General features: G+C 69.1%; 12 protein-coding genes and 1 pseudogene. 5 read left to right on the top strand and 8 right to left on the bottom strand.

The annotated features are described in order from the left end of the window. Nucleotides 1-196: 196 nt before the first annotated feature. From ACFT32_RS38475 to ACFT32_RS38460, 4 genes are all read right to left on the bottom strand, one after another. Nucleotides 197-1105, bottom strand: coding sequence for an SDR family oxidoreductase (locus tag ACFT32_RS38475; RefSeq protein ID WP_382498458.1), 909 nt, complete (start codon nucleotides 1103-1105; stop codon nucleotides 197-199). A 475-nt stretch (nucleotides 1106-1580) separates the two neighbouring features. Beyond that, a complete protein-coding gene (locus tag ACFT32_RS38470; protein ID WP_382498456.1) occupies nucleotides 1581-2060 on the bottom strand; it encodes a MarR family winged helix-turn-helix transcriptional regulator in 480 nt (159 codons plus the stop codon). 8 nt (nucleotides 2061-2068) lie between these two features. Then, entirely contained in the window at nucleotides 2069-3130 is a 1062-nt protein-coding gene (locus ACFT32_RS38465; protein ID WP_382498453.1) for an alkene reductase, read from the bottom strand. Nucleotides 3131-3208: 78 nt separating this feature from the next. Then, entirely contained in the window at nucleotides 3209-4114 is a 906-nt protein-coding gene (locus ACFT32_RS38460; protein ID WP_382498451.1) for an NADP-dependent oxidoreductase, read from the bottom strand. Nucleotides 4115-4784: 670 nt separating this feature from the next. On the opposite strand from ACFT32_RS38460, the gene ACFT32_RS38455 reads away from it, so the two are divergent. Then, the gene (locus ACFT32_RS38455) at nucleotides 4785-6470 is read left to right on the top strand and encodes a ribonuclease J (protein ID WP_382498449.1); all 1686 of its coding nucleotides are present in this window, start codon (nucleotides 4785-4787) and stop codon (nucleotides 6468-6470) included. 110 nt (nucleotides 6471-6580) lie between these two features. Here the strand turns inward: ACFT32_RS38455 and ACFT32_RS38450 are convergent, their stop codons facing one another. Then, complete coding sequence (locus ACFT32_RS38450) at nucleotides 6581-8473, bottom strand: caspase domain-containing protein (RefSeq protein ID WP_382498447.1); 1893 nt, start codon at nucleotides 8471-8473, stop codon at nucleotides 6581-6583. After that, nucleotides 8470-8874 (bottom strand): hypothetical protein, encoded by a 405-nt coding sequence (locus ACFT32_RS38445; RefSeq protein WP_382498444.1) that lies wholly within the window; start codon nucleotides 8872-8874, stop codon nucleotides 8470-8472. The genes ACFT32_RS38450 and ACFT32_RS38445 overlap by 4 nt, the downstream gene beginning before the upstream one ends. Nucleotides 8875-10452: 1578 nt before the next feature. Here ACFT32_RS38445 and ACFT32_RS38440 point away from each other — a divergent pair. From ACFT32_RS38440 to ACFT32_RS38430, 3 genes are all read left to right on the top strand, one after another. Further along, nucleotides 10453-10707: a hypothetical protein gene (locus tag ACFT32_RS38440; RefSeq protein ID WP_382498442.1), complete on the top strand. Its 255-nt coding sequence runs from the start codon at nucleotides 10453-10455 to the stop codon at nucleotides 10705-10707. Nucleotides 10708-11949: 1242 nt separating this feature from the next. After that, a complete protein-coding gene (locus tag ACFT32_RS38435) occupies nucleotides 11950-13086 on the top strand; it encodes a PLP-dependent cysteine synthase family protein (RefSeq protein WP_382498440.1) in 1137 nt (378 codons plus the stop codon). Next, nucleotides 13083-14384 carry an MFS transporter gene (locus tag ACFT32_RS38430; RefSeq protein ID WP_382498438.1) on the top strand — a complete coding sequence of 434 codons (1302 nt, stop codon included), beginning with the start codon at nucleotides 13083-13085 and terminating at the stop codon, nucleotides 14382-14384. Before ACFT32_RS38435 ends, ACFT32_RS38430 begins: the two co-directional genes overlap by 4 nt. Nucleotides 14385-14722: 338 nt before the next feature. Here the strand turns inward: ACFT32_RS38430 and ACFT32_RS38425 are convergent. Beyond that, nucleotides 14723-15016 (bottom strand): annotated as a pseudogene (locus ACFT32_RS38425) (hypothetical protein); the annotation flags it as partial. Here ACFT32_RS38425 and ACFT32_RS38420 point away from each other — a divergent pair. Next, nucleotides 14972-16201, top strand: a complete 1230-nt coding sequence (locus ACFT32_RS38420; RefSeq protein WP_382498689.1) for a DUF6183 family protein — start codon at nucleotides 14972-14974, stop codon at nucleotides 16199-16201. The pseudogene ACFT32_RS38425 and the gene ACFT32_RS38420 overlap by 45 nt on opposite strands. 953 nt (nucleotides 16202-17154) lie before the next feature. Here ACFT32_RS38420 and ACFT32_RS38415 read toward each other — a convergent pair. Next, on the bottom strand, nucleotides 17155-17670 hold the full coding sequence (locus ACFT32_RS38415) for an Lrp/AsnC family transcriptional regulator (RefSeq protein ID WP_382498436.1): 516 nt from the start codon (nucleotides 17668-17670) through the stop codon (nucleotides 17155-17157). Between the last annotated feature and the right edge of the window lie 72 nt (nucleotides 17671-17742).

The raw sequence follows: 17742 nt of genomic DNA, 5'->3' as shown, positions 1-17742 counted from the left end.
TGATCGTCAATGGAGGACACCGGTGAAGCCCCGCGATCGCAAGGCTTCGGGCCCCTCATCCCGAGGGGAAGCCTGAGCGCCCCCGCCGTCCCCCCGTTCGCTCGGCCGGAACGGTTGTGGAGCGGTTCGACCAGGAGGGATGGGCCCGAGGCGTCCTGGTCAGGCCGCCAGGCCGCGAGAATAGGACGCGGGTCTGTCACCGGTGCTGTGCGGTGCGCAACTCATCGGTGAACCGGGCGAGGGCGTCCTCGGCCGTGGGCACGGGGCCGAACAGCTGCTCCTGACGGCGGGGGTCGGCGACGTAGCGCCCGGTCTCGAACCAGCGGAACATCGCGGCCATGTCCTTGATCAGGGGCATGAAGCGGCCGGCGACGGCTCCCGCGGCGCGGGCGACGGCGGACGGGACGGCCCACACCTTGATCTTCTTTCCGGCCCGGTGGCCCATCACGTCGGCCACCTCTCGCATGCTGACCGGACGGTCCCAGCCGATGTCAATCCGCTCACCGTTGTCGGCCTCGGCGTCGACGGCGGCCGCCAGGTATGCCGCGAGATCGGAGGTGTGGACGAAGGTCAGCGGGACGGTGGCCTTGCCGATCCACAACATGCGGCCCTTGTCGACCGGGTCGCCCGCCATGCTCGCGACCTGGTCGAGGAATGCCCCCGGGCGCAGCGCGACGAACGGGACGCCGAGCTGTTCGAGCTTGTCCTCGGCGATCTTCTTGTGCCAGAAGTGCGGGACTTGGGGGGTCTGGTCGCTGGTGAGGATGCTGGTCAGGACGAACCGCCGGATGCCGGTGCGATGGGCGGCCTCGGCGAGGTTGGCGTTACCGACGGTGTCGATGTCCTGCGCGTTCTTGCCGCCCCGGGTGTAGCCGGCAGCGGTGGTGATGACGGCATCGGCGCCGTTCATGGCAGCGACGAGTGAGTCGAGGTCGAGCATGTCGCCGCGGGCGATCTCGACGCCCCGGTTTTCGAGCCTGCTCGCGTCGGTGGTCGGCCGGACCAGGGCGCGGACGTTCTTGCCGCGCTTGAGCAGTTCGTCGACGACCTTGCCGCCGAGGGAGCCGGTCGCGCCGACGACGAGGACGGGGAGGGTGGTGGTCATGGGGGTGTCACCTTTCATCAGGTCAGTGGTGGGGGATTGGTTGGGCGGAGCAGTGGTGGCCGCGGGACGTGGGAGCCGTCGGCCTGCAGGAGCTTTCGGAGGTCGAAGGCGACCCGGACGCGGGTGATGCGTCCGTCCTCGATGTACAGCCAGTTGGCATGGAGAAGGGCTCGCCGGCCAGGCAGGGGTGTCACCCTGCGCCCGAATGAGTTCCGTCCTGCTTCCACCGGGACGACGCGCGCTTGCCCCTGACACTGAGGCCCCGCTCAGCCCCGTTCTCCCTGACGTACGGAGTGAGCGGGAGTCCCGCCACATCCACCGGCTCGGCTCACCGGGCTTCTTCCGACAGGCGGGAAGCCTGGCTCCGCTCAGCACGGGCCTCGTGAGCCGAGTGCTCTGCAGCACTGCCCACTTCGCAGGAACGCCGGAAACTATGCGCACTCCAGGCCGGAACCGGGGTGCGAGCCGAGGGGAGTTACTCGGACTCTTCTTGCGGAAGAGCGCGGCTGTTGATCGCGTCGGCGATGGCGTAGGCGGTGCGGACGAAGGATTCCGCCTGCTGCGCCGACAGGTTCAGCGCGGAGGTCTTCTCCAGGGCTCGCCACATGGTTGCAATGGGCTCGCGCATGGCACGGCCCTTCTCGGTGAGGTGGACGACCATGACGCGCCGGTCGTGTTCGGCCGGCTCGCGGACGAGCAGGCCGGCGTCCTGCATGCGGCGCAGAGACTTCGAGACCGTGGAGTGGTCCAGGCCGACGCTTTCGAGCAGCTCGGACTGGGTCTGGCCGTCCCGGTCCAGCAGTTGCATCAGCAGCAGTTCCTGTCCGGGATGCAGGTCCATCTCGCGGAGCATGGCGGCGGCGCGGGCCCGATGAGCACGGGCGAGCTGAAAGATCGCGTAGCTCATCGGCCCCTCGCTGGCCGTGCTGGGGATGCGGGGTGTGGGGACGGACATGCGGTTCCTCAGACGGTGTAGGTGGGGTAGTCGGTGTAGCCGGCCACTCCGCCGCCGTAGAAGGTCGCCGGGTCGGGGGTGTTCAGCGGCGCGTCAGAGCGTAGCCGCTCGACGAGGTCCGGGTTGGCGAGCGCGAGGGCGCCGACGGAGACGAGGTCGGCCGTGCCGTGGTCGATGTCCTTGGCGCGGGTGGGCAGGTCGGTGCCGGCCCGGTTGAGGATCAGCGTGGTCGGCCACAGTTCACGCAGGGTGCCCAGCAATTCCTCGTCGCCTGCGTGCATCACGTGGAGGTAGGCGAGGCCGAGCGGGCTGAGGGCGCGCAGGAGCGCCGGATACAGCTCGGCGGTGTCGGACTCGGCCATGTCGTTGTACGGATTGCCGGGGGAGATGCGCAGGCCGGTGCGCTCGGCACCGATCTCGTCGGCCACGGCAGCGGCGACCGCGACGGCGAAGCGGATGCGGCCCTCGAGGGAACCGCCGTAGCGGTCGGTGCGCTGGTTGGTGTTGTCGGCGAGGAACTGGTGCACCAGGTAGCCGTTGGCGCCGTGGATCTCCACGCCGTCGGCGCCTGCTGCGACGGCAGCCGCTGCGGCGCGGCGGAAGTCGTCGACGGTCGCCGCGACCTCCTGCGTCGACAGGCCCCGGGGTGTCGGCATCTCCTGGGGCCCGGACGCGGTGAACATCGTGCCCTGCGGCCGGATCGCCGAAGGGGCGACCGGCTGGCGCCCGTGGGGGGTGTTGTCGGGGTGGGCGATGCGTCCGGTGTGCATCAGCTGGATGACGATCCGGCCGTCGGCCGCGTGCACGGCGTCGGTGACCTTGCGCCATCCGGCGATCTGCTCGTCATTGTGTATGCCGGGAGTGAGGAGATAGCCCTGGCCGTCGGCGTTCGGCTGGGTGCCCTCGGTGATGATGAGCGCGTGCGAGGCCCGCTGGGCGTAGTACTCGGCGTTCAGCTCGGTCGGTACGCCTTCCGGCGTGGAGCGGTCACGGGTCATGGGGGCCATGACCAGGCGGTGCGGGAGGGAAATGCCACCGACGGTGGTCGGTGTCCACAGGGAATTCAGCATGGATGGTCCTTCGGTGCGGTGATGAACAGGTGGTCATCGGGATAAGCGGCGGGTGGGGTGGTGCAGCGGCGGGCGTGATCAGTCGAGGGTGAGGACGAGCTTGCCCCGGACATGCCCGGCGTCGCTGACCTGCTGGGCCGTGGCGGCCTGGTCGAGCGGGTAGGCGGTGACGGTGGTGACGACCTTGCCGGTCGCGGCGTCCTGCGCCAGGGCGGCCAGGCGGGCGGCCGAGCGTTCCTGGGGACCGTTGGCGAAAGTGATGCCGAGCTGGTGCGCGCGGAAGTCGGCGATGGTGACGATGCGCTCGGTGCCGCCGCGCAGGGCGATGGAGTCCTCCAGCGCTCCCTTCCCGGCCAGGTCGAACACCGCGTCCACGCCGTCGGGGGCGAGCGCCCGGACCCGCTCGACCAGGCCCTCGCCGTAGAGGGTCGCGGTGGCGCCGAGCGAGGCGAGGTAGTCCTGGTTGGTGGGGCCGGCGGTGCCGATGACACGCGCTCCGCGGGCCGTGGCGATCTGGACCGCCAGGGTTCCGACCGCTCCGGCCGCGCCGTGCATCAGCACGGTCTCCCCGGCGGTGACGCCCAGCAGGTTCAGGACCCGCTCGGCCGTCTCGCCCGCCACCGGCAGCGCGACCGCGTGCTGCCAGTCGAGGCCGGCGGGCTTGGGGGCCACGACGGTGGCCAGCGCGTACTCGGCGTACGAGCCGGTGTCCGACCAGCCCAGCACCTCGTCACCCACCTGCACGTCCCGCACGCCCTCACCGAGGGCGTCCACCACACCGGCGAGCTCGTGACCGGGGACGGAGGGAAGCGGCGTGGGGAACACGGCCTCCAGTGCCCCGGAGCGGATCTTGCCGTCCAGCGCGTTCAGCCCGGCCGCCTTGACGCGGACGCGGATCTGCCCGGGGCCGGGCTGCGGGACCTCGATGTCCGCCTCGTGCAGCACTTCCGTGCCTCCGAAACGGTCGAACAGGATGGCTTTCATGACGACTCCTCTCGTACCCCACCCATTTAGGTGGCTGGACACATAAATACCGTAACAGCAAACATGTGGCTAGCCAAGTATTTGCTGCCGCTCGAGCTGCGCAAGATCGGTAGCGGCCGCGTCGGTCTCCTCGGGACGGCGGTCGAGGCGGGAGGCGCCCCGCCGGAGCGCGCCTTGCGCGGCCAAGGGCTTACCTCGACCGGAAGCTGGACGACCGGGCCGGCCAGACCCCAGCGGTCCGCGGCTCACTTGTGCCGGCCGCCTGGTCACCGCGGCCTTGGACGTCATGGAGTCGAGTGGCAGTGCGCCTTCACGGACGCCGTGATTACCGCCCAGCCGAGGGGCGGCGGGCACCCGGGCAAGATCGGGCGCACCTCCCGCACAGCGCCGACGGCGCTCGGGCACAGCTGTACACCGAGTGGCCCAGCGGCGAGGCGCACCAGGAGGCCGCGGAGGCCGGCCACCACGGCGGGGGCACGAGATCTTCGCCGGCACCACCGGGCGCACGGCTGACCCACCGAAGGCGGTGCCGCCTTGACCCCTCCCTGTCCGGCCGCCGACGTCATCGGATCGTCCCCGGAAACCCGTTGTGGTGCCCCGACCCTGTCGGGAGGAAGAGATCGCACAGGTAGTGGATCACCCTGTCCTGCTCTCCGGGTACCGTCAGGGTATGAGTCATCCGCACCCCGAGCTGAAGGCCGCACCGCCCCTTCCCGAAGGAGGGCTGCGGGTCATCGCCCTGGGCGGCCTGGGTGAGATCGGCCGCAACATGACCGTCTTCGAGCACGCGGGCAAGCTGCTCATCGTCGACTGCGGTGTGCTGTTCCCCGAGGAGACCCAGCCCGGCGTGGACGTGATCCTGCCGGACTTCACCTCGATCCGGGACCGGCTGGACGACATCGTGGCCGTGGTCCTCACCCACGGCCACGAGGACCACATCGGCGGCGTGCCGTACCTGCTGCGCGAACGGTCCGACATCCCCGTCGTGGGTTCAAAGCTGACGCTGGCGTTCCTGGAGGCCAAGCTCAAGGAACACGGCATCCGGCCGCGCACGGTGCGGGTGCGGGAGGGCGACCGGCGTGGCTTCGGGCCCTTCGACTGCGAGTTCGTGGCGGTCAACCACTCCATCCCCGACAGCCTCGCGGTCGCGATCCGCACCCGGGCCGGGATGGTGCTGCACACCGGCGACTTCAAGATGGACCAGTTTCCTCTCGACGACCGCATCACCGATCTGCGGGCTTTCGCCCGTCTCGGCGAGGAGGGCGTGGATCTGTTCCTCACCGACTCCACCAACGCCGAGGTCCCCGGTTTCACCACTTCCGAGCGTGAGCTGAACCCGGCGATCGAGCAGGTGATGCGCACCGCGCCGCGCCGGGTCATCGTCTCCAGCTTCGCCAGCCATGTGCACCGCATCCAGCAGGTCCTGGACGCCGCCCACCAGCACGGCCGCAAGGTCGCCTTCGTCGGCCGGTCGATGGTCCGCAACATGGGCATCGCCCGTGACCTGGGCTATCTGAAGGTCCCCTCCGGTCTGGTCGTGAGCACGAAGGAGCTGGAGAAGCTCCCGGACCACAAGATCACTCTGGTGTGCACCGGCTCCCAGGGCGAACCGATGGCCGCGCTGTCACGGATGGCCAACCGCGACCACATGATCCGCATCGGCAAGGGCGACACCGTCCTGCTCGCCAGCTCCCTCATCCCCGGCAACGAGAACGCCATCTACCGGGTGATCAACGGACTTACCCGGTGGGGCGCCCACGTGGTCCACAAGGGCAACGCCAAGGTGCACGTCTCCGGGCATGCCAGCGCCGGCGAACTCGTCTACTGCTACAACATCGTCAAACCCCGCAACGTCATGCCCGTGCACGGCGAATGGCGCCACCTGCGGGCCAACGCCGACCTCGCCATCCGTACCGGTGTTGACCCCGAGCGGGTCGTCATCGCCGAGGACGGCGTCGTCGTCGACCTGGTCGACGGGCACGCATCCATCACCGGCAAGGTCCCCGCCGGCAACGTCTACGTGGATGGCATGGAGGTCGGCGGCGCCACCGAAGCGTCCCTCAAGGACCGCCTCGCCCTTGCCGCCGAAGGCGTGGTCACGGTGGTGGCGATCGTCGACGCGGACACCGGCGCCCTCGCCGAGGCCCCCGACTTCCTGGCCCGGGGCTTCGTCCACGACGACGCCACCTTCGAGCCGGTCGTCCCCGTCATCGAGAAGACCCTGGCCACCGCCGCCGAGGAAGGCGTCGGGGACGCACGCCAACTCGAACAACTCGTCGCCCGCGCCGTGGCGAACTGGGCATTCCGCACCCACCGCCGCAAGCCCCTCATCATCCCCGTCATCATCGACGCCTGAGCCACACCCGGGCAGGCGTCCGGGGGCGGACGCCGATGTGCACGAGGTGAAACTCGGCAGGCCGGTGGACGGCGGTGCGGGAGCGGAGGCCGGCCAGATCAGTGCGGAGATCAGATCTCGATCAGCCCGAACAGTCGGTGTCGGAAGGAGTGCTCGATCTGAGGCATCGTCATACGAGCTATCTGCTCGATCTTCTGGACGGCCGTCCTGGGCTGCATCTTCCCCTCGTACGAGACATGAACGACCACGTTGGATTCGAGGACCAGGACACCAACCTGGTGGAAGCCGCCTGTCCACGGTTGGTCCGGGTCGTCCACGACCGCCTTGTCGCCGAGCTTCGTCAGCGTCCGCCGCGAGCCCAGGAACTCCGTCTGCCGCATGTCGTCGAAGGAGAGACGGGCTTCATCGCCGGCGGTGTTGAACGCGAAGCTGTCGTGACGGTGGAAGGTCACTTTCAACTCGGTGATCCCGCGCTGCCACTGGCACCAGGTCGTCTGTTTTAGTGCGCCGTTGTGTCCGTCGGACACGCCTTCATCCTCGCCGACGATCCCGGTCACGACCGGGGGGACGGGTTCGAAGACCGAGCAAGCGTCCTGCGGGAGCGCCGTCGCCTCATGGCGCCATGGCCACCAGGTCTGGTTCCAGTACGCGCCCTCCCAGACCAGGCTCTGGGTGAACAGCAAGGCGGGCATGGCGAGGTAGGCGGCGAGGTACCACAGGCGGCGCACCGCACTCGTCGGTGCGGTGCGTGGCATGGACGACAGGCGGTCCCGCCACCGCTGGATCGCGGTCAGCTTGGTGTCGAAGTCGGCGTCGCGCGCGAACACGTGGGTGCGCGGGGCGGGCAGGATGACCCGTTGGCCCCGGTTCGGGTATCTGCTCAGGCGATGTACCAGGACCGAGTGGCCCAGCGGAGTACGCAGGGCCTCGACGCCGGCCACCTCAGGCCACGGGATGAGCCGCGTCCGCACTGCCGAACGCACCAGCATGCCCTGATCGGAGAAGCACACGCCGCCCATGGCGCGCTGAAGGGAGTCGCCGGCGTTCCAGGCGAGCAAGGCGAAGAACGTCGCTCGAAAGACCGCCATGTGCAGAGCCGACTCCACCATGAGCCCGAGGCACATCACCAGCAACACCGCATGCCACACCGCATAGCGGGCCGGCGCGGACAAAGTCACGGGCCTCAGCGGCCCGTCCGCGGACTCCAGCACATCGGTGAGCCGGGTTTCCGCCGCCGCCGTCCGGGACCGGGCGATGACCAGGCGCCCCTCCACCCCGAGCTGCCACAGCCCCGGAGTCTGACGAGGGCTCACCTCCCGTACGCGCTCATGGACGAAGTCGTAGAGCTCGTCCAGTGTGATCAGTCCGTCGCCGTCACGGTCGGCGGCCCCGGTGTCCAGGCCGGTGACCAGCGCGTACGTGAAGTGGGACGGCTGCGGACCTCCGGACGAGCTGCCTGTCAATTCGCCGTCTTCGAAGGCGTACTCGAGCGCGCGTGACGCCGTGACGATGGCCCTGCCCCGGCCCGGAAACTGCTCGGCCACCTGCACGGTCCCGTCCGCTGCCTTGGCCAGCATCGAGCGGGCGAACGCCCCGCTGTAACAGCAGTCCAGCAGCAGCACGATGCTCCGCGCCCGACATCGGTCCATGCACCGGTTGACGAACGCGGCCGATACGGCGGTGGAGGCCAGGCGATTCAACTTGGTGGTACGGCAGACGAAGTGGAGTTCACCGGACTCGTCCTTCACTCCGTGTCCGGTGAAGTACAGCACCAGCAGATCACTCGGGCTGCGATCCGCGAAGAACCCCTCGATCCGTTCCAGCACCAGGTGCATGGGCTCGTTGGCCGAGGTCTGCACGGCGAAGCCGCCGACCTGATCGTCCCCTAGCACCCGTGCGAGCTCCGCCGCGTCCTGGGCCGGAGCCCGCAGTGCCCGGAAGGCGGGGTCTTCGAAGGTGTCGCTCGCAATGATCAGGGCAGAACGCCCCAGGCCCGCAGTCACCGGGTTTGGCGGGCCACGAACGCCCCGATCAGCCGATCCTGTTGCTCCACCGAGGCGTTGGACAATTCCAGCACGTCCCCGTTCATCTCGACTCGGACGGTGCACGGCGCACCGCCGCCCAGGCGGCCGAGCCAGTTGCACACCGTGTCGAACAGCACGGTCAGCAGTTGCGGCGACTGCGCCAGCGTCACCAACATCGCGCCGACCACCTCGACATCGCCCTTTGCGCCGGGAACTGATTCCGCCCCCGCGAGCGCCGAGAGCGAGTCGACCTCCAGCTCCTCCAACTCCTCGCGCAGCCATCGTGCATGTCGCTCCACCGCTTCCGGATCAGAGCCGTCGGCCAGCACCCGCAGGATCAGCTCCGCCCTCGTATTGCTCAATCTCTTCCTGCCTTCCATCGGCTCCCTGTTCGTCAGCATCACCGCCGGGACCCCGTGACCGCAGGATTGTCGACTGGGTTCCCCCGAACGGGCTGCGCCAGCCCACAGACCGCTGACCGGGTCCGCTTGCGCAAGTCCGATGTACTTGCACGGCGACCCCCAGACTGGCGATCAGTCCCTCTGCGCACATCTGCGCGCCTCCCACGCCGCTCCCCACCGCAGATCCACGGACCTCACGGATGCCGCAGGCGCCATGTGCACCATGGGCAGGTCGGTCGGGGTCAGAGTGGGGCCTTCCAGGAAGCGGCGAACGGCCGGCCGGCTGCGGAGTGGGCTTGTGGCTCCGTGGGTGCGGGCGGGTGGCGCGGTGACGCTCATCTGTCCCTCGCTTTCGTCGGGTGGCGCGATGAGCCCGACGACAGGCACGGGGGATACGCGGGTGGGTGCCTGCCGTCGAGGGTCTGTGTGAGGCGAGGTGGTTGACCCTGTGTCTGTCCTCAGCGCTTCGTTTACGCAGGCTTGGCTGTGGCGTCCTCGGCGATGTCCGTGCGGACATGGGGGGGGGAGCCCTTTGTGCTTGGCGCGCTGGTAGGCCACTGGCCGATGGGATGAGGCTGTGCGGGGGCGGGGGCGGGGGCGGGGGCGGGTGCGGGCGTGAGGGTCGTGAGGGTTCAGTCCCATTCCTGCTCATCCTCCGCGAGGTGAGGCAGAGGGCTCCCGCCGACGACCGGCACGAAGCGCACCGGACGCGCGTGCCAGACGAACTCGTACGGCCCGGCAGAGAGAGGGAGCGTGAACCCCTCGCCGTTCTTCAGCGCCTCGGCCGGCTCCTGCCATCCGTCGGACAGCCAGTCCCAGACGTGGCCGACCAGCGAGGCATTGATGGCGGCATGCCGCGACCGCTCTCCTCGTCGGCGGTCGGTCTCCTCACCTGAGGCCGGCCCGGAGTCCCGTCAGCCACCTCGACGCGGACCTCGCCCCGCCAGCACGACATGGAGAGGCCGATGTCGTCCGCCTCGCCGTGCCGGACGGCGTTGGTGACCAACTTGCACCGCAGGTTCTGCCAGGGATTCTCGAGCGGGTTGATGTCGACAGCGCGGCTGTTCGCGTGCGGTGACCGTGTACAGGGCCGCTCGGCTCGCCGATGACGCGCTGCATGACGAGCGCCCCAGCCGCGGTGGGGCGTGGCGGCGCCGGAGGTCGTGGCGAGCGCCGCGGCGAAGACGGTGATCCGCAGTCCGGTGTTCATGGCCAGCTCCTCTTGTCGTGGCCGCTCCTGGGCAGCGTGCGACGAGGCACCGGGACCGGTGAGACGCGCGAGGAGGCGAACTCGGGCACCATAGGCCGACGGTCCCTGACCCACCCGAGTCCGCGACTTGCGCCGACTTCCACGTCCCCCATGCGCGAAAACCGCCGGTGGGCAAGTGCCGGCGGACAGCGTCCGCTCGAGGTGTCGCACACCTGACGGTATGGCGAAGCACGGCCGATTCTGCTGGGGGCGCTTGCGCATGAAGCTTTCGCGCCCTTGTGGCCGCATCGTCGACAGCTGACCGTGGTCTGTCAGCGGGGACGTGCCGCGACGACAAGGGGATCTGCATGCAACGCAGGCTGGACAACACGGCGGGCTGGGTGCTGCTCGCTGCGGCGGTGGTGCTGCACCGAATGGTGGCGAGCAGCGCGGCGCGGGAGCGGTGGCAGGGGCGAAGGAACGCAGCGCTGCGCGGTGCCTACCGGCGTGGGGTGCTGGTGCCGGACTTGGCGGCCCGGTTGTGCCTGTCGGAGGGGTGGGTGCGCCAGGTCTTGAACGGGCGGAAGCCGGCGGAGCCGCCGGAGGTCGGAGAGGCCGCCTGACCTGTGCAGCCATCAACCTGGCCCGAATGCGCTCGCCACAGCAAACAAGCCATTCGTCTGACGAGTTGGTCCGGTGTTTCAAGAGTGGTGGTCGAGCACTGCCGACAAGCCGTTAGGATCACGGCATGATTACGGCTTGGTCGCCTCCACGCATGCTCAAGGTCCGCTCCGCGGGCCCGGTGCTGCGCGTGCTGGCCCTGGCCGTTCTGCTGTTCGGGATCGTCGTGACACATGGCGCGCACGTCGAAAGCGTCACTGGACACCTCTCCATCAGCGCAACCGCACCCGCTGCACCCTCGGATGATGACCACGGCGGTCATGAGCCGTCACATCCTGGTGAGCAGTGTGCATCGGGCCAGCCTCAGCAGGGTTCTGCGCTGGTGTCGCCCTGCTTTGCAGCGTCGGTTCGCGAATCGGCCAGCACTGATAACGCCTCAACCGCAAGATTTTCTGCGGCTGGTAGGCCCATGGACGGTGCCCCACCCGCGGCTTTGAGAGCAGCCTCCGTAGTGCAGCAGGTCTAGAAGGACGTAACCCTCCAACAGCCCGCCGTTTGTCACCGGTTCGGCTGGTACCTCGAGACGAGCGTCGTCCCGTACTCATGATGGGCCGGCACGTTCGTCGATTCCGTCCTGCCCCCACCCATGCCTGCGCCTCACTCCAGCTTCCTTGGAGATGCGACAGCAGCGCGGAGGACCTGTGCCGACACACCTTCGTACGCCTTCAGCCTGGTCGCGCCGACTCGTCTCGGTCATCCGCGCTGCCCTCGTGATGGCGCTCATGCTGTGCGCCGTCATACATGGCGCCGCCGAGGAGACGCACGTTTCCGGACCCGTTTCCGCTGCTGCTTCGACGATGGCCACGGGTGGGGAGCCTCACGAGCCCCACGTCCCCCACGGCTCCGAGGGCTGCGAGTCGAGCATGGTCGTTCGCGCGGCGGCGCAGTCGGTGGAGGAACTTCCCCTCGGCGCGATGGCCGTGGTCGTCCTGGTCGCCGTGTCCGCTGTGGTGGGAGGACCGCCGGCACGGCATGGATTGCGCAGACGTCGCAGCACACGCACCGGGCGTGTGGCGCTCGTCCGTACGTCCCGGTGGCGGATCTAGACCACTCGCTCGCAGCTGACGGACCCCGTCGCTGCCGCGCCCCCAACGCCTGAGCGCCGACCTCGGTCCGCCCTGTCGCCGTGGGGCGCGAGATGAACCCGCACCGTGCATTCATCGAGCGAGAGTGAAGACACAGACATGCAGTCATTGACCAAGGCCGTGTCCGGCCGGTCCGCCCTGTCCGGGCTGGTGGGCAATACCCCGCTGCTGCGGGTGTCAGAGCCGCTGGCCCCGGCCGGGCGTGGCCTCTGGGCGAAGCTTGAGGGGTTCAACCCCGGCGGTATCAAGGACCGCCCGGGGCTGCACATGGTGGAGCGGGCCCGTGCCCGTGGTGACCTGCGGCCCGGTGGACGGATCATCGAGTCCACGAGCGGCACCCTGGGACTGGGGCTGGCTCTGGCCGGGATGGTGTACGGCCACCCGGTCACCCTGGTCACCGACCCGGGACTGGAGTTGTCCATGACCCGGCTGCTGACCGCGTACGGCACTCAGGTCAACGTCGTCTCCGAGCCTCATCCCACGGGCGGCTGGCAGCAGGCCCGCCGTGAGCGCGTGCAGCGGCTGCTGGAGCAGCACCCCGAATCCTGGTGCCCGGACCAGTACAGCAACCCGGACAACGTCGCCGCCTACACCCCGCTGGCGCTCGAACTCGCCTCGGAGATGGGCCACATCGACGTGCTGGTGTGCAGCGTCGGCACCGGCGGTCACTCGGCCGGTGTCTCTCGAGTTCTGCGACAGCTCTACCCGGACGTGACCGTCGTAGGAGTGGACACGACCGGTTCCACGATCTTCGGTCAGCCCGCCCGCCCTCGGCTGATGCGCGGACTCGGCTCCAGCATCCACCCCCGCAACGTCGCCTACGAGCAGTTCTCCGAGGTTCACTGGGTGGCCCCGCACGAGGCCGTGTGGACATGCCGCCAACTGGCAGCCTCCCACTACGCCACCGGAGGGTGGAGCGTCGGCGCGGTCGCGCTGGTGGCCGGCTGGCTGGCGCGAACGATGCCCGCCGACGCTCGGATCGTCGCGATCTTCCCTGATGGTCCGCAGCGTTACCTGGGGACCGTCTACGACGACGACTTCTGCGCCGCCCACGGCCTGCTGAACTCACCACCCGCGCCCGAACCGGAGCTCATCGGCCGCCTGGACGAGAAGGAGGCCACGCGCTGGACCCGGTGCACCACTGTGGTCGATCCGCTCACTCTGCGGGGCGCGGAGCCGGCCGTCGCCGAGGACGTTCCCGGCGTGGAGTCCGACTCCCCGGAGGTGGGCCGGTGAAGGGGCTGCTCACCCAGGTCCGGTCGTACGAACGCAGCGTCCAGCTGTTGATGGTGAACCAGTTCACCATCAACCTCGGGTTCTACATGCTGATGCCCTACCTGGCCGCCCACCTCTCCGGAACGCTCGGGCTGGCCGGCTGGATCGTGGGACTCGTCCTCGGCGTACGCAACTTCAGCCAGCAGGGCATGTTCCTGGTCGGCGGGACGCTCGCCGACCGCCTCGGCTACAAGCCGATGATCGTCGCCGGGTGCGTGCTGCGCACCCTCGGCTTCGCGACACTCGGACTGGTCGACTCGCTGCCCGCGCTGCTCGCCGCTTCCGCGGCGACCGGGCTGGCCGGGGCACTGTTCAACCCGGCCGTTCGGGCATACCTCGCGGCCGACGCGGGGGAGCGCAGGGTTGAGGCGTTCGCCCTGTTCAACGTGTTCTACCAGGCCGGCATCCTGCTGGGCCCGCTGGCGGGCATGGTGCTGACCGGCGTGGACTTCCGCATCACCTGCCTGGTGGCAGCCGCGATCTTCGCGGTACTGAGCATCGTGCAGATCCGCGCGCTGCCCGCCCGGCGGGGCGAGGACGCCAAGCCGCAGGACGGCGACGGCGGTCAGGGCGTACTCGCCCAGTGGCGCGGCATCCTCGCCAACCGGCCGTTCCTGCTCTTCTCCGTCGCCATGATCGGCTCATACGTCCTGTCCTTCCAGGTCTACCTGGCGCTTCCGCTGGAAGTGCGCCGGCTCGGTGGCGACGGGAACTTCGGCACGGCCGCGGTGGCGATGCTCTTCGCCGTCTCCGGGCTGACCACGATCCTCGGACAGACGCGCGTGACCGCATGGTGCAAGGCGCGCTACGAGCCCGGCCAAGCGCTCGTGCGCGGCCTGGTGGTCATGGGGCTGGCATTCGTTCCCCTGTTGCTCGCCACCGCCGTACCCGTACCGGAGTCCCGGATCGGGCTTTGGCTGGTCGCGGCAGTGCCACCGACGCTTGCCGCGCTGCTGCTGGCCATCGGCACCATGATCGCCTACCCGTTCGAGATGGACACCATCGTCCGTCTCTCCGGTGACCGCCTCGTCGCCACGCACTACGGGCTGTACAACACGATCTGCGGGGTCGGTATCACCGTCGGGAACCTGGCCACGGGCGCCGCACTCGATGCGGCACGGGCAGCCGGTCTTCCCGCGCTGCCGTGGATCACGCTGCTCGCCCTCGGCCTGGCATGTGCGACCGCCCTCTACGGCCTGCACCGCACCGGCCGCCTGACAGCGGCCCTCGACTCCGAGCCACTCCACTCCACCGTCTGACTTCGACCCTTCGGCCCGGGGGTGGGGCGACACACGGCGCCCCACCCCTGCTCCATGTCGGGCCGACCGCTGCGTGCCCGGGGGCGGGTTGGCGGTCCATGGGGGCTCCAGCCTGCGCCCGCGCTCACATCCGGGCGGGAGTGCCAGCCACAGTCGTGCCCGTATCTCGCCGAACGCGAACGCGAACGCGAACGCGAACTCGGCCCTCGGCCGTGACGCTCGTTTTACGCTCGGAGGCCCTGACGCACCCTTCCTGGGTTGAAGGAATGCCATCTGACCTTGGGCTTCTCCACAACTTGGTGAGGACGCGGCCGAGGAGACCGAATTCCAGCGGGGTCCGCGAGGGCGTCGCCGCACATCCCGTACGACTTCTCCAGCTTCTTCAAGTTCTTCGGGACGCCCGAGAACTCCTCCTTGAGGACCGTGGCCGACTTGCCCGCCCACTCCGCCAGGGTGCTTTCGCCCGCCATGCCCTTGACCAGACGCAACCCGTCGGACACGTCGTCGGCGAAGTCGTGCAGGACCTTGGCGAGCCTGCGCACCCGTTGCGGATCGCCGGGGGTCGGATCCTTGTCCAGATCAAGGACATGCCAATCCGTTGGCCGGTTTCCCACGTTCTTCCCCCGTCGCATGGCTCCACTCAAGGCACGTATGCCGGCGACGGCGCTTCCGATCGACATCGCCGGGAGCGGCCCGGGCCGGAGTCGCAGCATCCGGCTGAGCTCGGACCGGAAGGAATGTACGAAGCGGCGGAGCGGCTGTGCCGGACGGCTGCCGGCGACGGGCCCCGTGGAGCCTCCGTGGCGCGGACCGTCGGGCGGATCGCCGAGACCCTCGCCGACACGCGTTCGCGGGACTGTGTGACGTTTGCTGTGGACCTCGTGAGCCGGCTGCTGTCCGAAGGGGCCATGTCCCCCGGCGAAGGCGATCGATTGCTGCGTTCCGTGGCCGCGAAGCTGGTCAAGGCTCAGCATCTGCGGGACATCGAGCCTCTGGTCGGCGAGTTGCCGGACGGGGTCCTGGGTCCGGCGGTCGAGCTGCGCGCCTGTCTCCTCGGAGAGCTGGCGCTGATCGGCTCGGGGACCGGTCGTCGCTCCCTGGACGCGTACGCCGAGAAGCTGCGTGAGCTGGGGCACCCGCTGGCCCGGCTGCCCAGGACGCGACTGGACATCGAACACCGGTTCACGGTTCGTGTCCGGGGACTGGGATCGATCAAGACCGCGAAGCAGCTCCGGTCGCGTTTCCCGGAGGCTCCTTCGACCGACGGCGGTGCGGTCGCGGGCCGCGGTGCCGGGGACGCTCCGGACGACGGACGGACGAATGCGGCTGCCAAACCGTTCCGGACCGGTGGATGGGCCCGTGAGCCCGAGGCACGGTTCTTCACGCTCCCGAGCCCGCTCAGCCCTGACGACTTCGGCATCTCCTTCCTCAAGGAACTGCCTTTGCGCTGCCTGGAAGGTGAGGGCAGCCGCCGGGGAAGCGCGCTCGCCTGCGTGACGACACCCGACGATGTTCTCAACGAACTCTTCTCGGTTTCGTATGCCGGCGGAGTGAACGGCCAGGAGCAGGGCGGTGCGTACGCAAGGCTGTACGCCTGGGAGAGTTTCTACGCGCTCATGGGGCTGCCCGCCGGGATCCCTGTTCTGGAAGCGGTGCGGCGCGCGGCAGATCACCGGTGGCTGCGGTTCATGGCATTCACGGACTGGTTCCACCATGACACTTCGGACCTGGCTTTCGCCGTGCTCGATACCACCCGGACTCGGATCGCGGTGCTGGCGGCGACCGATACCGATGTCGACCGCGACGTCCTCGGGTAATGGAAACCCTCCCGGCACCTTCTGCTACCCCATCGTCATTCGGGCCATGATCCTTCGCCCGCAGGTCTCGGAGACCACGCTGCTCGGGCCGGACGTGACGCTGATTTGACGCTCGTTCTGATGGGGTGCCAGGCGTGTTGGGGTGCTGGTCAGACCGCCTGTAGCGGCGAGGGAATGGGTGGCTCTTCAGCGAAAAGAGCCCTCAGCGGTGGCCGATGGACGGCAGCGCTGGAGCGTAGGTCGGCCAGACCCGTGCGGCGTGCAGCACGCCGGTGCGGGCGCATCGGCCGCGTGGTGACGGACCGGCCTCGCCGTGTTGGAGACCTCGATCGCGACGCCACCCGCTCAAGCCATGAGACCCAAGAGTCCCTGATAAGGCTGGCGTCGACAGACTCGCGGTTCACGACGATGAGGTGCTTCTGGCCTTCTTGGCACGGCTCGTGCACGCAGAGGTACAGCCCGATGTCGATCAGTGGGCCGGATGGCTGGACCTTCCGCGCCTTCGAGTTCCTGTCGAGTCGGCCGGTCTGCAAGGCGCTTCCCACGCAGGCCACTGGCCCCCTGGTCTCGCTGCCCATTGCGGACGATGACATCGGCAAACTCGACCTCGTTCTCGGACAGCCCTACAGCCTCCTCGACCGCGACGGAGAGGAGGTGGCCCGCGACCTGCTCCGCGCGACCGCCCTGAGGCTGCGCCGTGACGGCGGCATCCACTCGATGCCCGGTCACCGACGCGATCTGGCAGCGGCTGGAACCCGTGCTCACGCTCCAACGCCCAGATGTTCAGTCCCTCGTGGTCGAAGGCGACATGGGGCGCCTGCCGGCCATCCCACCGGACTGGCGGAACCAGGCGGCCGAGGCCGATCCGCCTGTCGTTCGGCGCCTCCGCGTCGGCCCGCCGGCCACGGAGTTCGACGTCACGCGGCAGGACTTCTCAGATCTGGGTGAACTCATCAACCGGCTTGTCGCCGCTGAACGTCAGACGGGCGTGGGGCTGGCCAGGAGGTGAGGGGTAGCGGGCCGCGGTCGATGACGGTGCGGATGCAGAAGGTGCTGCGGGCGTCGCGGATAGGGCCGATGGCCAGGATCTGGTCGGTGAGCACCTTTTCGAAGGTGCGCAGGTCCGGTACGGCGAGTTCGACGAAGAAGTCGGCGTCGCCGGAGACGACATGGCAGGCGACCACGTGGTCGATCGCCTTGAGTGCCTCTTCGACCACTTGGGAGGTGGTGCGGGAGTGCTCGACCTTGAGGGAGAGGAACACCGTCAGTCCGAGGCCTAGGCGCTCGCGGTCCAGATCGGCCCGGTAGCCGGCCAGGACCCCGTCCTCCTCCAGCGCCTTGGTGCGGCGCAGGCAGGACGAGGGGGACAGGCGTACGGCCTCGGCGAGGTCGACGTTGGGGGTGCGGCCGTGGCGCTGGAGGTGGTCCAGGATTGCCCGGTCGATGCGGTCGTACATGGGGTGTGGCATGAAATGCAGCGTATCGGCCGTATCGGCGAACAATCCTGCGCCGCATCGCCGTACTGGCACTCACTACGCCAT

The organism is Streptomyces sp. NPDC057002 (assembly GCF_042673825.1).
GTDB lineage: Bacteria > Actinomycetota > Actinomycetes > Streptomycetales > Streptomycetaceae > Streptomyces.
The sequence above is the reverse complement of the archived record's forward strand: the minus strand, read 5'-3'. Positions and strand labels throughout refer to the sequence as shown.

What these genes read in the sequence shown, in the direction of transcription:
- ACFT32_RS38475 (WP_382498458.1), bottom strand. Translation starts at nt 1,105, where the DNA reads ATGACCACCACCCTCCCCGTCCTCGTCGTCGGCGCGACCGGCTCCCTC.
- ACFT32_RS38470 (WP_382498456.1), bottom strand. Translation starts at nt 2,060, where the DNA reads ATGTCCGTCCCCACACCCCGCATCCCCAGCACGGCCAGCGAGGGGCCG.
- ACFT32_RS38465 (WP_382498453.1), bottom strand. Translation starts at nt 3,130, where the DNA reads ATGCTGAATTCCCTGTGGACACCGACCACCGTCGGTGGCATTTCCCTC.
- ACFT32_RS38460 (WP_382498451.1), bottom strand. Translation starts at nt 4,114, where the DNA reads ATGAAAGCCATCCTGTTCGACCGTTTCGGAGGCACGGAAGTGCTGCAC.
- ACFT32_RS38455 (WP_382498449.1), top strand. Translation starts at nt 4,785, where the DNA reads ATGAGTCATCCGCACCCCGAGCTGAAGGCCGCACCGCCCCTTCCCGAA.
- ACFT32_RS38445 (WP_382498444.1), bottom strand. Translation starts at nt 8,874, where the DNA reads ATGGAAGGCAGGAAGAGATTGAGCAATACGAGGGCGGAGCTGATCCTG.
- ACFT32_RS38440 (WP_382498442.1), top strand. Translation starts at nt 10,453, where the DNA reads ATGCAACGCAGGCTGGACAACACGGCGGGCTGGGTGCTGCTCGCTGCG.
- ACFT32_RS38435 (WP_382498440.1), top strand. Translation starts at nt 11,950, where the DNA reads ATGCAGTCATTGACCAAGGCCGTGTCCGGCCGGTCCGCCCTGTCCGGG.
- ACFT32_RS38420 (WP_382498689.1), top strand. Translation starts at nt 14,972, where the DNA reads ATGCCAATCCGTTGGCCGGTTTCCCACGTTCTTCCCCCGTCGCATGGC.
- ACFT32_RS38415 (WP_382498436.1), bottom strand. Translation starts at nt 17,670, where the DNA reads ATGCCACACCCCATGTACGACCGCATCGACCGGGCAATCCTGGACCAC.